This window comes from Neisseria perflava (assembly GCF_024170405.1).
GTDB classification, from domain to species: domain Bacteria; phylum Pseudomonadota; class Gammaproteobacteria; order Burkholderiales; family Neisseriaceae; genus Neisseria; species Neisseria perflava_B.
In genome coordinates this window covers 15,426-31,042 of sequence record NZ_JALJYC010000017.1, presented here as the reverse complement: position 1 = coordinate 31,042, position 15,617 = coordinate 15,426, and the positions used below count along the sequence as shown (strand labels likewise).

The 15,617-nt window shown below is 54.1% G+C and carries 13 protein-coding genes and 1 tRNA gene; 6 read left to right on the top strand and 8 right to left on the bottom strand.

Annotated features, from left to right (window positions below; all coding sequences use genetic code 11):
• Positions 1-174 precede the first annotated feature (174 nt).
• The 3 genes from J2T37_RS07435 to tpiA all read right to left on the bottom strand — a co-directional run bounded on the left by J2T37_RS07435 (position 175) and on the right by tpiA (position 1,416).
• Positions 175-261, bottom strand: a tRNA-Leu gene (locus tag J2T37_RS07435).
• Between the two features lie 9 nt (positions 262-270).
• Positions 271-636, bottom strand: coding sequence for a preprotein translocase subunit SecG (gene secG, locus J2T37_RS07430; protein WP_253354973.1), 366 nt, complete (start codon positions 634-636; stop codon positions 271-273).
• 6 nt (positions 637-642) lie between these two features.
• Entirely contained in the window at positions 643-1,416 is a 774-nt protein-coding gene (gene tpiA / locus J2T37_RS07425) for a triose-phosphate isomerase (protein ID WP_253354972.1), read from the bottom strand.
• A gap of 216 nt (positions 1,417-1,632) precedes the next feature.
• Here tpiA and J2T37_RS07420 point away from each other — a divergent pair, with 216 nt between their 5' ends.
• The 4 genes from J2T37_RS07420 (at position 1,633) to moaA (ending at position 4,391) form a co-directional block, all read left to right on the top strand.
• Positions 1,633-2,133 carry a GAF domain-containing protein gene (locus tag J2T37_RS07420; RefSeq protein WP_253354971.1) on the top strand — a complete coding sequence of 167 codons (501 nt, stop codon included), beginning with the start codon at positions 1,633-1,635 and terminating at the stop codon, positions 2,131-2,133.
• Positions 2,134-2,207: 74 nt separating this feature from the next.
• Positions 2,208-2,864, top strand: coding sequence for a protein-L-isoaspartate O-methyltransferase family protein (locus J2T37_RS07415; protein ID WP_253354970.1), 657 nt, complete (start codon positions 2,208-2,210; stop codon positions 2,862-2,864).
• Between the two features lie 96 nt (positions 2,865-2,960).
• Positions 2,961-3,287, top strand: a complete 327-nt coding sequence (locus J2T37_RS07410; RefSeq protein WP_253354969.1) for a rhodanese-like domain-containing protein — start codon at positions 2,961-2,963, stop codon at positions 3,285-3,287.
• A gap of 129 nt (positions 3,288-3,416) precedes the next feature.
• Complete coding sequence (gene moaA / locus J2T37_RS07405; protein WP_253354968.1) at positions 3,417-4,391, top strand: GTP 3',8-cyclase MoaA; 975 nt, start codon at positions 3,417-3,419, stop codon at positions 4,389-4,391.
• Between the two features lie 272 nt (positions 4,392-4,663).
• On the opposite strand, the gene dnaJ is transcribed toward moaA, so the two are convergent.
• Entirely contained in the window at positions 4,664-5,800 is a 1,137-nt protein-coding gene (gene dnaJ / locus J2T37_RS07400; RefSeq protein ID WP_253354967.1) for a molecular chaperone DnaJ, read from the bottom strand.
• Between the two features lie 214 nt (positions 5,801-6,014).
• Here dnaJ and leuS point away from each other — a divergent pair, with 214 nt between their 5' ends.
• Both leuS and J2T37_RS07390 read left to right on the top strand, forming a co-directional pair.
• Entirely contained in the window at positions 6,015-8,642 is a 2,628-nt protein-coding gene (gene leuS / locus J2T37_RS07395; RefSeq protein WP_253354966.1) for a leucine--tRNA ligase, read from the top strand.
• Positions 8,643-8,824: 182 nt separating this feature from the next.
• Positions 8,825-9,493 (top strand): nitroreductase, encoded by a 669-nt coding sequence (locus tag J2T37_RS07390; protein ID WP_253354965.1) that lies wholly within the window; start codon positions 8,825-8,827, stop codon positions 9,491-9,493.
• Positions 9,494-9,567: 74 nt separating this feature from the next.
• Here J2T37_RS07390 and J2T37_RS07385 read toward each other — a convergent pair whose 3' ends face one another.
• The 4 genes from J2T37_RS07385 to J2T37_RS07370 form a co-directional block, all read right to left on the bottom strand.
• Positions 9,568-10,395: a transporter substrate-binding domain-containing protein gene (locus J2T37_RS07385; RefSeq protein WP_253354964.1), complete on the bottom strand. Its 828-nt coding sequence runs from the start codon at positions 10,393-10,395 to the stop codon at positions 9,568-9,570.
• A gap of 222 nt (positions 10,396-10,617) precedes the next feature.
• Positions 10,618-11,646, bottom strand: a complete 1,029-nt coding sequence (locus tag J2T37_RS07380; RefSeq protein ID WP_253354963.1) for a lysozyme inhibitor LprI family protein — start codon at positions 11,644-11,646, stop codon at positions 10,618-10,620.
• A 134-nt stretch (positions 11,647-11,780) separates the two neighbouring features.
• On the bottom strand, positions 11,781-13,013 hold the full coding sequence (gene gltS / locus J2T37_RS07375; protein WP_253354962.1) for a sodium/glutamate symporter: 1,233 nt from the start codon (positions 13,011-13,013) through the stop codon (positions 11,781-11,783).
• A gap of 248 nt (positions 13,014-13,261) precedes the next feature.
• Positions 13,262-15,565 carry a Tex family protein gene (locus tag J2T37_RS07370; RefSeq protein WP_253354961.1) on the bottom strand — a complete coding sequence of 768 codons (2,304 nt, stop codon included), beginning with the start codon at positions 15,563-15,565 and terminating at the stop codon, positions 13,262-13,264.
• Between the last annotated feature and the right edge of the window lie 52 nt (positions 15,566-15,617).

Sequence of the window (15,617 nt, the reverse complement as noted above, 5' to 3'; positions counted from 1 at the left end):
CCCCCTAAAAATGGTTGCTCCAATGATACGGCATGATACCGCGTCAGACTGTCAAGACAGAAAAGAGAAATAGGGAATCGGGCGTAAATCCTTACAGCGTGGGTGTTTGGTTTACGGCATGGGACGGTGTCAGACGTAAAAAAGCCCGCAATTTTCAGCGGGCTTTTTTGAGTTTGGTGCCGACAGCGAGACTCGAACTCGCACAGCCTTACGGCCACTACCCCCTCAAGATAGCGTGTCTACCAATTCCACCATGTCGGCTAGATTTGATTACTGTTGCGTTTGTGAGGCCGGGGCAACAGGTGCAGTATTTGTATTAGCCGCAGGCGCGCTTTGTATCTGCGCGGGGCTGCTTTGTTGGACATCGCTGAAATCCAAACCGTGTTTACTGGTATTGGAATGGATGTACACCATCGCCATACAGGTTGCAAAGAATACGGTTGCTGCGATGGCGGTAGAACGGCTGAGGAAGTTGGCATTACCGGCCGAACCGAACACGCCTTGCGCACTACCGCTGCCTGAACCGAATGTGGCGCCTGCGTCCGCACCCTTGCCGTGTTGCAGCAACACCAGCACGATGACTGCCAGAGCAGACATGATGTTCAAAATCCAAATAACGGTTTTAAAGGCTTCCATAATTCTCTACGAGGCTTGCGCGGCATCGATAATGGCGATAAACGAGTCATAAGATAATGACGCGCCGCCGACTAAAGCGCCGTCCACATAAGGTACGGCAAAAATGTCTGCCGCATTTTCTGCTTTCACACTTCCGCCGTAAAGAACGCGGATTCTAACATCCTCGCCGCACAAACGCAAGATTTCTGAATAAATGAATGCGTGCATGGCGGCAATTTGCTCGACAGTAGCCACTTTACCGGTGCCGATGGCCCAAACCGGCTCGTAAGCAACTGCGATATCTTTGGTATTCAGACCTTTTAAAATAGACAGCTGGTGGGCGATGACCTCTTGCTCTTTACCAGCTTCACGCTCTTCCAGACTTTCGCCGACACACAGCAGCGGAATCAGACCGACGTTTAATACGTTTTCCATTTTACGGCGCTGAATTTCGTTTTTCTCGCTGAAATACAGGCTGCGCTCGGAATGACCAATTAAGACGATGTCGGTACCGATGTCGGCCAGCATTTCGGCGGACACTTCACCAGTATAGGCGCCATTATTAGGGAAACGGCTGACGTCTTGGGCGCAGGTCAGAATGCGGTTATTCAACACAATCTGCATGGCATTGTGCAGTTGCAGAAGGTAAACAGTCGGAGCGGCCAAGCCGATGAGTACGCGATCGGCGGTCGGCATTACACGGAAACGGTGCATCAGGGCGTTGTTGTTTTGCAGGCGTCCGTTCATTTTCCAGTTGCCGATAACCCATTTCTGCTGCCACATACCGTCTTCGTGATACATAATTGCTCCATTGAATTTAGTGAAATTGTCAATATAATTTGTAGTGAAGTGTAATTCATATAAACATGATTAGCAATATCCCACATCGCGCCCCTACTGATTTTAAAGCAGAAAATGCCGTCTGAACATTTTTTTAGACGGCCTCAAGAAATGAATGACTGCCTTGGGCAAACCGCTTTATAATCATTTTTTTCTTCCTGTTATCATGCTTTTTCTATGCACACCCTCCACTTTACCGCCGATAGCGACAAAGCGGCGCGTTACCGCGAAATTTTGCCGCAAATTGCCGCTGTGATTGCGGACGAACCGAATTTAACTGCCAACTTAGCCAATACCGCCGCAATTTTAAAGGAAGCGTTCGATTGGCTTTGGGTTGGTTTTTATTTGGTAGAATCCGGCAGCAATACGCTGGTGCTGGCGCCGTTTCAAGGGCCGTTGGCCTGTACGCGCATTCCTTACGGGCGCGGTGTGTGCGGACAGGTTTGGGCAAAAGGGGAAACGATGGTCGTCGCCGATGTTAATGCCCACCCCGACCATATTGCCTGCTCGTCGCTGTCGCAATCGGAAATCGTGGTACCGCTGTTTGACGCGCAAGGCCGCTGCTTCGGCGTATTAGATGCAGACGACGACAAGCTGGCGCAATTTGACGATACCGATGCGCATTATTTGGGCGAATTGGTGCAACTGTTGGGCAAATGTACAGACAAGGCCATCTGAAAGATGGCGGCTGAGAGCATAAGGCATTATAATCATGACCCTATTTCTATAAAAAATAATGAACGGAGCACACTATGGACTTTGCAAAAGCGCGTTTCAATATGGTTGAGCAGCAAATCCGCCCGTGGGACGTGTTGGATTTTGACGTTCTCGATGCCTTGATGGAAATCCCGCGCGAACGGTTTGTCGGCGACAAGCTGCAAGGCGTGGCCTATTCCGACACCGAACTGCCGCTGCCCAACGGCGCGAAAATGCTCGAGCCCAAAGTGGTGGCGCGTTTGGCGCAGGGTTTGAAATTAACCAAACAAGACAAAGTGTTGGAAATCGGCACCGGCTCCGGCTATGCCACCGCATTACTGGCGCAGCTGGCGGGCGAAGTCGTCACCTGCGATGTGGATGCCGTACAGCAAAACCGCGCCAAAGCCGTGTTGGACGGCTTGGACTACCGCAATGTGTTCTACGCGCAAAACGACGGTCTGAACAGCCTCAGCGAAGGCGAACCGTTTGACGCCATCTATGTCGGCGGCGCAGTCGGCGACATTCCCGAAATTCTGAAAAAGCAGTTGAAAGACGGCGGCCGTATGGTGATTATTGTCGGCGGCAAGCCGGTGCAACACGCCCGTTTGCTTACCCGCAAGAGCGACAGCTTTGAAGAAACAGTTTTGTTTGATACCCAAGTTGCCCGTTTGGACGACAAAGGCGGTTCGCCCTTTGGCGACTTTGCATTTTAAAGCGCACCGTTTTATCTTAAGTTAACCCGCAGGCCGTCTGAAAACCAACTTTCAGACGGCCTGCTTATACCTGTTCACACACAGAAAGACACACACATGGATATTCCGCAACTTCCCGTTACCCGACTCAAACAATGGCTGGACGACGGCAAACCCGTCCGCCTGCTCGACGTGCGCACCGACGAGGAAACCCAAATCTGCGCCCTTCCCGACGCCCTGCACATCCCGATGAACCTGATTCCGCTGCGCCACAACGAGCTGCCCGATGACGATATTCCGCTGGTTATTTACTGCCACCACGGTATCCGCAGCCTGCACACCGCCATGTATCTGGCCGATGTCGGCTTCGATAACCTCTACAACCTGCAAGGTGGCATAGATGCATGGTCGACTCAGGTAGATGAGAATGTACCGCGTTATTAAAAACACCAATCGGCATAAGGTTTTTCCATTTGCCCTTTTTTCAGACGGCCTGTAAGATTAACAGCATATTTTGAAAGAAAAATCAGATTAAAATAATCCTAAATAATTAGACAAAAAACACTACACACCATGCTTACCGACCCGTTTGGCCGCACCATCGACTACCTGCGCATTTCCGTAACCGACCGTTGCGACCTGCGCTGCACCTACTGCCTGCCGCAAGGCTTCAAAGGCTTTGCCGTCCCCAAAGACTGGCTGACCATTGAAGAACTGGGCCGCGTAGCCGCGTCATTTGCCCGGCTGGGTACCAAGCGTTTCCGGCTGACCGGCGGCGAGCCGCTGCTGCGCAAAGGCCTGACCGACTTGGCCGCCCACATCTCCGCCCAAGCCGGCGTGGAAGACATTTCCCTCACCACCAACGGCACGCAACTGGGCAAACACGCCGCCGCGCTGCGCCAAGCCGGGGTTCGCCGTCTGAACATCAGCCTCGACAGCCTGCGCCGCGACTGCGTGACCCGCATTACCGGCAGCGACTGCCTGCCGCAAGTACTCGAAGGCATCAAAACCGCGCAAGATGTCGGTTTCGAGCGCATTAAAATCAATATGGTGCCGCTCAAAGGCATTAACGACACCGACGTCGATGAAATGGTCGTTTTTTGCATGGAACACGGCTTTATCCTCAACCTCATCGAAGCCATGCCGATGGGCGCGACCGGACAGGCGCACGCCAAAGTCAACCTGCAACCCGTATTGGAAAACCTGCGCCAAAAATTCGGCCTGACCCCGTTTCGCGGCAACATCGGCGGCGGCCCCGCCCGCTACTGGCACAGCGACCACAGCGGCTTTACCCTCGGCCTGATTACCCCCATGAGCCAGCACTTCTGCGCCACCTGCAACCGCGTGCGCCTCTCCGCCACCGGCAACGTACATCTGTGCTTGGGGCAGGAAGACAAAATGCCGCTGCGCGAATTGCTGCGCGATGGGTGCAGCGATGACGAACTGGACAACCGTATCCGCCAAGCCATTGCTATGAAACCGGAAAAACACGAATTTGTGGAAAATCCGAAAAAAATCATCCGCGTGATGGCGTTAACGGGGGGGTAAATATGTGCACTATACGCCTTAACTTAAAATGTATAGATGCCGTCTGAAAAGCACCTAGTTGAGTGTAAACCCAGTAAAACTCTTCACACTCCCGCTACTACACAACAAGATACACTCAGCTACCTGATTAGACTTTATTTAATCGCAAAATAGAAAGTTGGGTTTTCAACCCAATCTACACAATATTCATAAATTATTTAAAGCACTTACAAAAATGCCGTCTGAAAACCCTATTTTCAGACGGCATTTGCTTTATTCACCCGCTATCCGAATCAATCAAACAAATCTTTCAATTTGTCCAAAAACGATTCCTTACGCGGCGTTTGGCTGCGGTCGAGGCCGGTGGAGATTTTTTCAAACTCTTCCAGCAGCTCTTTCTGGCGGTCGGTCAGATTGACCGGCGTTTCCACCACCACATGGCAGTACAAATCGCCTGTTGCAGTAGAACGCAGCGACTTGATACCCTTGCCTTTAATGCGCATACGGCGGCCGGTTTGCGTTTCTTTCGGGATGGCCAGTTTGACCTTACCGTCCAAGGTCGGCACTTCCACTTCGCCGCCCAGCGCCGCCACGGTAAAGCTGATAGGCAATTCGCAATGTAAATCCAAGCCGTTGCGCTCGAAGATTTTATGCTCTTTCACGCGCACGTTGACGTACAAATCGCCCGCCGGTGCGCCGTGCGTACCCGGTTCGCCCTCGCCGCTCAAGCGGATACGCTGGCCGTCGTCGATACCCGCCGGAATATTGACCTCAACCGTTTTGCTGGTTTTGGTACGGCCTTCGCCGCGACATTTCACGCACGGGTCTTTGATTTCCTTGCCACTGCCGTGACAGGCAGGACAAGTCTGCTGCATTTGGAAAATCGCCTGACGGATATGCACCGTACCCGAGCCGTGGCAGGTCGAGCAGGTTGTGGCCGACGTACCCGGTTTCGCGCCGCTGCCGTGGCAGACATCGCATTCCTCGTAAGTCGGGATATTAATGCGTTTTTTAATGCCCTTGGCCGCTTCTTCCAGCGTGATTTCTACGCCGACTTGCAAGTCCGCACCCTGATAATTGGGCTGTCTGCCACCGCCCGCGCCGCCGCCGAACATTTGGCTGAAAATATCGCCGAAATCAAAGCCCTGCGCACCGCCGAAGCCGCCGCCAAATCCGCCGAAACCGCCCGCACCGCCGCCCATACCCTGCTCGAAGGCGGCATGGCCGAATTGGTCGTAAGTGGCACGCTTTTCCTTATCCGACAGCGTGTCGTAGGCTTTTTGCACTTCTTTAAATTTTTCTTCCGCTTCCTTATCGCCCGGATTGCGGTCTGGATGGTATTTCATCGCCAGCTTGCGGTAGGCAACTTTAATCTCATTATCGCCGGCGCTTTTGGCCACGCCCAGCACTTCGTAATAATCTTTGCTCATGGTTGGTGTATTCTTAAATCAAAAGTATGGAAATTGCTGTTCATAATATGGGCATTGGAATAAAACTCAAGACATGATGGCGGATTATTGCAACAGGCCGTCTGAAAACCGTTTTTCAGACGACCTGTTGCCAACTCAAGCAAGCGCCTTGCAAATCCGCTATAATCTGCGTTTGACTTTATTTTCCAACATCTTTTCAGCAAAGCGAAAGATTATGCAAGAACACTACCAGCCGTCCGCCATCGAGCCGGCGACGCAGCAAAAATGGGACGCGGCGCGCCTGTTTAATGTGACCGAAGATACTTCTAAGCCGAAATATTACTGCCTGTCGATGTTTCCCTATCCCAGCGGCAAGCTGCATATGGGGCATGTGCGCAACTACACCATCGGCGATGTGTTGAGCCGTTATAAATTGCTCAATGGTTACAATGTATTGCAGCCTATGGGCTGGGACGCTTTCGGCATGCCGGCGGAAAATGCGGCAATGAAGCACAACGTCGCCCCCGCCGCGTGGACCTACGACAACATCGAATACATGAAATCGCAGCTCAAGAGCTTGGGCTTTGCGATTGATTGGGAACGCGAAATCGCCACCTGCAAGCCGGATTACTACCGCTGGGAGCAGTGGCTGTTTACCAAACTGTTTGAAAAAGGCATTGTCTACCGCAAAAACGGTACGGTGAACTGGGATCCGGTGGATCAGACCGTATTAGCGAACGAGCAGGTGATTGACGGTCGCGGCTGGCGTTCCGGCGCGTTGATTGAAAAACGCGAAATCCCAATGTATTACTTCAAAATCACCGACTACGCCGAAGAGCTGCTGGCCGATTTGGACAAATTGGAACACTGGCCGGAGCAGGTAAAAACCATGCAGCGCAACTGGATCGGAAAATCGCGCGGCATGACCGTGCGCTTTGCCGTGGATGAAGCGAGCAAAGCGGGTTTGGACGGCGATTACGCGCAATTTTTGCAGGTTTATACCACCCGCCCCGATACGCTGATGGGCGCGACTTATGTGGCCGTGGCCGCCGAACACCCGCTGGCAACCGCTGCCGACAAACCCGAATTGCAGGACTTTATCGCCGAATGCAAAGCGGGCAGCGTGGCCGAGGCGGACATGGCGACGATGGAGAAAAAAGGCGTGCCGACCGGTCGCTACGTCATCAATCCGCTCAACGGCGACAAGCTGGAAGTGTGGATTGCCAACTATGTATTGTGGGGCTACGGCGACGGCGCAGTGATGGCGGTTCCGGCGCACGACGAGCGCGATTTTGAATTTGCCACCAAATACAAATTGCCGATCAAACAAGTCATTTCCGTTGACAATCAAACGATTGACACTACGCAATGGCAGGAATGGTACGGCGACAAAGAAAACGGCATTCTGGTTAACAGCGGCGAATTTGACGGCCTGAATTTTCAGACGGCCTTTGACGCCATCGCCGCCAAGCTGCAAAGCCAAGGCGCGGGCGAACCGAAAACGCAATACCGCCTGCGCAACTGGGGCATTTCGCGCCAACGCTATTGGGGCTGCCCGATTCCGATTATCCATTGTGAACAATGCGGCGACGTGACCGTACCCGCCGAGCAACTGCCGGTAGTGTTGCCGGAAAACGTCGTACCCGACGGCATGGGTTCGCCTTTGGCCAAAATGCCCGAATTTTACGAAACCACCTGCCCTTGCTGCGGCGGCGCGGCCAAGCGCGAAACCGATACCATGGATACCTTTATGGAATCAAGTTGGTATCCTTTCCGCTATATGTCGCCCAAGTTTTCAGACGGCATGGTTGACCCCGCAGCGGCGCAATACTGGGGCGCGGTAGATCAATACATCGGCGGTATCGAACACGCCATTCTCCACCTTTTGTACGCGCGTTTCTTTACCAAACTCATGCGCGACGAAGGCTTGGTCAACGTGGACGAGCCGTTTGAACGCCTGCTCACGCAAGGCATGGTGGTGTGCGAAACCTATTACCGCGAAAACGACAAAGGCGGCAAAGACTGGATTAACCCCGCCGATGTCGAGCTGACCTTTGACGAAAAAGGCCGCCCCGTGTCCGCCGTATTGAAAGCCGACGGCCTGCCCGTGGTCATCAGCGGCACGGAAAAAATGTCGAAATCGAAAAACAACGGCGTCGATCCGCAAGAGCTGATTGAAGCCTACGGCGCGGATACCGCCCGCCTGTTTATGATGTTCGCCAGCCCGCCCGACCAATCTTTGGAATGGAGCGACAGCGGCGTCGAAGGCGCGCACCGCTTCCTGCGCCGCCTGTGGCGCACCGTGTTTGAATACCGCAAACAGGGCGACGCGGTGGCGGCATTCAGCGGCAGCCAAGACGGTTTGTCCAAAGAATTGAAAGAGCTGCGCCACAAGCTGCACAGCACCATCGCCAAAGTCAGCGACGACTACGGCCGCCGCCAGCAGTTCAACACCGCCATCGCCGCCGTGATGGAATTGCTCAACCAGTTTGACAAAACCGATACCTCAAGCGAACAAGGCCGCGCCGTGGCGCAGGAAGTGTTGGAAGCTGCCGTGCGCCTGTTGTGGCCGATTGTGCCGCACATCAGCGAAGCCTTGTGGGGCGAATTGAACAGTGCGCAAGAATTGTGGCAGGCCGGCTGGCCGCAAACCGACGAAGCCGCGCTGGTGAAATCGGAAATCGAGATTATGGTGCAGGTCAACGGCAAGCTGCGCGGCAAAATTACCGTCGCCGCCGACGCCGATAAAGCCGCCCTCGAAGCCGCCGCCCTCGCCACCGACGGCGCCGTGAAATTTATGGAAGGCAAACCGGCGAAGAAAATTATTGTTGTGCCGGGTCGTTTGGTCAATATTGTGGTGTAAGGTTAATGCCTTGATATGGCAATGAAATACCGTCTGAAAACCTGATTGTTTTCAGACGGCATTTTCGTATGTTTCAGCCTGTCGGGATAATATGCCAACCCAAGCGATATTATTTGCCTCACTTGATTCTCACCCGCTCCGCCCCGAAATGAATCATCCCGTTTCACAAGGAAAAAAAAACCATGTCTGATTTTAAAACCGTGGTCGAACACCGCCGTTCCGTACGTGCTTTTGAGCCGGTGGAAATGAGCCGTGCCGAAATCGAAGCCGTCTTGGAGACTGCCAAACAATCCCCGTCCGCCGTGAATGCGCAGCCGTGGCTGGTGCATATTGTGCAGGGCGAAACCATGCGCAAGATTTCCGCAGCGATGGCCTATAAGCTGCACAAAGGCGAGTTGAATCCGGATTTCAGCTACGACCAATCGCTGTTTACCGGCGTGTATGAAGACCGCTACCGCGACGCCTACCGCCGCCTGTACGAAGCCTTCGGCGTGGCACGCGAAGACAAGGAAGGCCGCCAACGGTTTATGGAGCAGAACCTGTATTTCTACGGCGCAAAGCAGGCTGCGTTTGTCTTCGTCCCCGATACCGGCGACAACGTGAATGTGGCGATGGACGCGGGTATGTTTATCCAAACCTTTATGCTGGCATTGGACGACGCGGGCTACGGCAGCGTGCCGCAACTGTTCTGCGCTTTCTTCCCCGACGATGTGCGCGAGATTTTGGGTGTACCGGCCAACCATAAGCTGCTGCTGGGCATTTCCTTTGGCAAGCCCGATCTGTCCGCCAACGTCAACAGCGTGCGCACGCCGCGTGCGGATTTGAGTGAAATCGTGACGTTCCATTCATAAATCAATCGGTAGAGCATACAAAAGACCGTCTGAAAATCCGATATTTTCAGACGGCCTTGTTTATTTTCTACCGATTATTTATGGCTGACATCCTCGCCGAAGAATTGGATACTCAATTTTTTCAGTGTACCGTCATCCTGCAAGGCTTTCATGGCTTCGTTGATTTTCGCCAGCGCCGCTTCGTTGCCTTTGTTTATCACCAAACCGGCGCCCAATTTTTCTTCCGCTGGGCTGCGCCATACGTATTTCAGGCCGGAATTGGGGTTTTGTTTCAGATAGTCCAGCAGCGACAATTCGTCGTTCAGCGTCAGCTCGGCGCGTTTTTGCTGCACAATCATCAAGCCTTGCGCCATAGTATCGGTGTGCACCACATCCGCACCCAGTTTGCGCGCCACTTCGTCGTAGTTAGAAGACAACATCACGGCGGTTTTCACGCCTTTGATGTCTTCCAATTTGGCCACCGGCGCATGGTCGTTGCGCGCCACCAGCATTTTGCCGCTCCAGCTATACGGCTCGGCTTTGTCAAACGTGGCTTGGCGTTCGGGCGAAGTCAGCGCAACCTGATTGGCCACCAAGTCGAAACGGCCGGATTTCAAGCCGTTCATCATGGCGTCCCACGGGGTTTCTTTAAATTCTACCTGCAAGCCCAGTTTGTCGGCCACGGCGCGGGTCACTTCCACATCGTAGCCGGTCAGTTTGCCCGATTGGTCGTGGTAGCTGAACGGGGAATAAGTGCCCATCGTACCGACAGTCAGGGTTTGCTTGTTGTTGATTTTGTCAATCAACGGGGCATGCGCATCGGCAGCCGGCGCGTTGCCTTGCGCAGGCGCGGAGCCTCCGTCTTTGCCGCAGGCCGCCAACAGCAGCACAACGGCTGCGCCCATCATCAGTTTTTTCAGCATTTCGGTACTCCGCAGAATATTTGAAGGGCTTTCATTATAAAAGGAAAAACGGTGCACACAAAGAATTTCTGGTGCTATGCGGCGCATGAGTGGAAATAAGGCCGTCTGAAAACCGACCCAACCGCATTTGTCGCGGGCGTGTTGTTTTCAGACGGCCTTATCCTTGAGGGGAAACTTCCCCCTGTTTGCGGAACGCGGGGTGCACCCTGCCCGCCCGCCTGCTTAATTAATCGTATAACCGCGCAGATACTGCGTACGCTCGCGGGTCATGCGCGTGTCGCATTGCAGTTGCAGATACTCGGCCTGCGCCGGGCTGTTGGCGGCTGCGGCAGCTTGGGCGCAGTCTTGCATTTTTTTCTGCAACCAGTTGCGCTGCTCGGCCACAATGCCCTGCTGCACGGTACGCTCCATGCCGTTCCATACGCGGTTGATTTCCGACTCGGCACGCTGGTTTTGCTCACGGGCGTTGTCCAAATCGCTTTGCGCCAACGACGGGGCTTCTTCGTGCGCACTGCCCGAATCCGGCCGCCATACTTCGGCTTGTTTTTCCAAACCGGCCGCAGCCGGTACGCCCTCGGCACGGCTGGCGGCATTGTTGTCTAAAATATCTTCCGGATCGGCTTCCGGCGGCTCGGCGTAGCTGTCGCTGCGCGCCATTTTGATGGCGTCTTCTTTGGTCACGGCCTTGCCGTCAATCACCAAAATGCTTTTCACGCCGTAAGGCAAAAGCGCGGTGGAGAGCGTTTGCGCGGTGGTGGCGACGGTGTTGTCGTCAAAGCTCACGCTGTCCGCGCTCGGGGTATAGCGCACGGTGGTGCTGAAACGGTTGCCGCTGAAGCTCAAATTGCTGCCCATGATTTTCTGCTGCAACAATTCGCCCAAGCTGACATTGCCGTAAATCAGCGGGCTGTTGCCGTCGGCGGCGGCCATGATTTCGGCGGGGATTTGGATATTCAAACCGGCGCTGCACGATACTTTGTTGCCCTCGCGCACTTCCTGCGGATTGTCCAAACTTACGTCAAGTTGCGAACCGGCGGCGATGATCTTGTCGGCTTCGACAAATTGGCGGCTGTCGTTACGCGCAAAAGCGCGCGCTTCCTGCTTGATGACTTCCTGCAGATTGTTGCGCACCGTCTGCACGACGGCCGGGTTGTCACACGCCAGTGTGGACGGCGCCTGCGCGGGTTTGTCTTCGCCGCAGGCGCTCAACAGGGCGGCAGTCAACAACAAAAGCGGCAGTTTCTGATACATGGTTTTTCTCCTTGAGTATCCGCCAAACGCCGATACTTGGTTGACAGTTTCAGACGGCACATCATAACAAAAGCACCTGCAACAGGTAAGGTGCGGCAGGTGCTTTTACAAGGACTTTTATACGGGATTACCCCTTACTTGAGGAAGTTTACAAAACCCGACAGAATCAACGCGTTGATGATGTCCACGAAAAACGCGCCCACCATCGGCACAATCAGGAAGGCTTTGTGCGACGAGCCGAAGGTATTGGTAATCGACTGCATATTGGCCACGGCTGTCGGGGTTGCGCCCAAACCGAAGCCGCAGTGACCGGCTGCCAATACCGCCGCGTCATAGTCGCGCCCCATAAAGACATAGGTAGCAAAGGTTGCGTACAACATCATTACCACGGTCTGTACCGCCAAAATCACGGTCACCGAGCCGGCCAAGCCGGTCAGCTCCCACAATTTCAGGTTCAGCAGCGCCATCGCCAAAAACAGCGACAGGGAAGCGTTACCGAAAACATCGATGGCTCGGTCAAACATGTTCATTTTAAACAGTGAAACCAAAATATTGCGCAGAATCACACCGCCAAACAGACACCATACGAATTTCGGCAGATTCATCCAGCTCGGGAAAAATTCCGCGTCCACAATGTCCATCATATGACCGAACGCCATCGCCGCCGCAAACATCGCCAGCGTTTCCACGGCCGAATCCGCCGTAATCAAACGGCGGCGTTCGGCTTTTTCAAACACGTCGGTTACATCGGAATGCTCGTCGCTGTCGCTCTCGTCAACCGCTTTATTAATCGGTTTGCGCCCCAAACGGTTAATCAGACGGCGCGCCACCGGGCCGCCGATTAAGCCGCCGAACACCAAGCCGTAGGTGGCGGAAGCCATGCCCAAACCGGTAGCGCCGACCAACTCATATTTCTGCTCGAAAATCGGCCCCCATGCGCCGGCCGTACCGTGGCCGCCGGTCAGGGTAATCGAGCCGGTAATCAGGCCAATCAGCGGATCCAGCCCCAAGATAGAAGCCAAACCAACGCCGACCGCGTTCTGTAAAATAATGAATACGCCCACTACGATGGTAAAAATTACCAAAGGCATACCGCCCGCTTTCAAGCGCGAGAAATCCGCGCTCAAGCCGATGGAAGTAAAGAAAATCAGCATAAACGCGTCTTGCAGCGGCTTTTCAAATTTGAAGCTCACACCGTATGCATGGTGCAGCGCAAACAAAACCATCGCCGCAATCAAACCGCCGGCCACCGGCTCGGGGATGTTGAAATCACGCAGAAAACGGATTTTGCTGACCAGCCATTTGCCCAGCAGCAACACCAGCGTGGCGGAAATCAGCGTGTAATACTCGTTAAATTCCCATTCCATAATAAAATTACTCTCTTACAAATGTTTTTCTTAAAACAACCGCAGGGATATTAGGGGATGAGTTAAGGTTTGTCAAAAAAATTTCTGCAATCACCACCTAAAAGACCGATGGAATCTTATTAATATATTTGATTATTTTGGATATTGTTCATTTTTTAAATATTAAAATGTCAACAATTTATCTTACTAACCAATATATAAAAAGGCCGTCTGAAACCTTTTTCAGACGGCCTGTGCCTTATTTCAGCCTACCGTTTCAATTTGGCAAACGCGTCTGCCATCGCGCTGTTGTGCGGCTGTTTGTCACGCGGATGGTTGCGTGTGCCGCGCTCGTTGCGGTTGTTGTTACGTGCGCTCGCCGAACCTGCCGCACCGTTTTCAGACGGCCTGCCGCTGCGTTTGGCCGTTTCGGGCGTATCGTCCAAGCGCATGGTGAGGGCGATGCGCTTACGGGCGGCATCCACTTCCAACACTTTCACTTTCACCACATCGCCCGCCTTCACTACTTCACGCGGGTCTTGTACGAATTTGTCGGACAAGGCGGAAATATGCACCAAGCCGTCTTGGTGCACGCCGATATCCACAAACGCGCCGAAATTGGCGACGTTGCTCACCACGCCTTCCAAAATCATGCCTACCTGCAAATCTTTGATTTCGTTTACACCTTCGGCAAAAATGGCCGTCTGAAATTCGCCGCGCGGGTCGCGGCCGGGTTTTTCCAGTTCGGCCAAAATGTCCAATACGGTCGGCAAGCCGAATTGCTCGGTGGTGTAATCACTTGGTTTGATTTGTTTGATTTGCTCGCGGTTGCCGATGAGACCGGCGGCGGAAATGTCTTTGTCCGCCAGCATTTTGGCGACCACGGGATAGGCTTCGGGGTGGACGGCGGAAGTGTCCAGCGGCTCTTTGCCGCCGTTGATGCGCAGAAAACCTGCCGCCTGCTCAAAGGTTTTTTCGCCCAGACGCGGTACTTTAAGCAGTTTTTTGCGGCTGTCGAACGCGCCGTGTTCGTCGCGGTAGGCGACGATGTTGTGCGCCAATGTGTTGTTGAGGCCGGAAATACGCGCCAGCAGCGGCACGGAGGCGGTGTTCACGTCCACGCCGACGGCGTTCACGCAGTCTTCCACCACCGCGTCCAGCGATTTGGCGAGTTGGGATTGGTTGACATCGTGTTGGTATTGGCCGACGCCGATGGATTTCGGGTCGATTTTGACCAACTCGGCCAGCGGGTCTTGCAGGCGGCGGGCGATGGATACCGCGCCGCGCAGGGAGACGTCCAAATCGGGGAACTCTTTGGCGGCGAGTTCGGAAGCGGAATAAATCGACGCGCCTGCTTCGCTGACGACGATTTTGTGCAGCCCCATCTCGGGCATGGCTTTCACCAATTCGGCGGCGATTTTGTCGGTTTCGCGGCTGGCGGTGCCATTGCCGATGGCGATGAGTTTCACATGGTGTTGTTTTATCAGACGGCCTAAGGTGGCGAGCATTTGGTTTTCTTGGTGCAGATACACGATGACGGTATCCAGCAGCTTGCCGGTGTCATCGACCACGGCGCATTTCACGCCGTTGCGGTAGCCGGGGTCGAGGCCGAGCGTGGTCAGGCGGCCGGCAGGGGCGGCCAGCAGCAGGTCTTTTAAATTACGCGCAAATACGGTAATCGCGTCGGTATCGGCGTTTTCTTTCAGGCGGTTAAACGCTTCCAACTCCAACGACAGGAAAATCTTGGCGCGCCAAGTCAGTCGCACGGTATCGCGCAGCCATTTGTTTTCGCTGTCTATGCCAAACTGTTTGGCGATGATTTGCTCGTATTCGCTCTGTTCGGTAATCGGCGTGTCATCAGGCTGGTATTTCAAGGCCGTCTGAAGAATGCCCTCGTTGCGCCCGCGCAAAACCGCCAAAGCGCGGTGGCTGGGCATGGTGCGCACGGGTTCGCGGTGGTCGAAATAGTCTTTGAATTTTTCGCCCTTCTCTTCTTCGCCCGCAATCACTTGCGCGTGAATCTCGGCTTCGCGCCATAATTTTTCGCGCAGCATGCCAATCAATTCGGCATCTTCGGCAAACTGCTCCATCAAAATGGCGCGTGCGCCGTCAAGCGCGGCTTTGCTGTCGGGCACGTTTTCATTGATAAACGGCGCGGCGGCGGCCTCCACGTCTTGCGGCTGCTCGGCCAGCAATACATCGGCCAGCGGCTGCAAACCGTGTTCGCGGGCGATTTGCGCTTTGGTGCGGCGTTTCGGTTTGTAGGGCAGATACAGATCTTCCAGCGCGGTTTTGTTGTCACAGGCTTCGATTTGTTCTCTGAGGCCGTCTGAAAGTTTGCCTTGTTCTTCAATGGATTTGAGCACGGTTTGTTTGCGCGCTTCCAATTCGCGCAGGTAGGTCAGGCGCTCTTCCAAAGTGCGCAACTGGGTATCGTCCAGCCCGCCGGTGGCTTCTTTGCGGTAACGGGCGATAAACGGGACGGTGGCGCCGTCGTCGAGCATTTCGACGGCGGCGGTGATTTGGGCTTGGGTGGCGCCGAGTTCGACGGCGATGATGTGAATAATGTCCATAAATAATCTGCGGCTGAAAAGCAAAGGGGAGAGGATAACAGATTATGCGGGA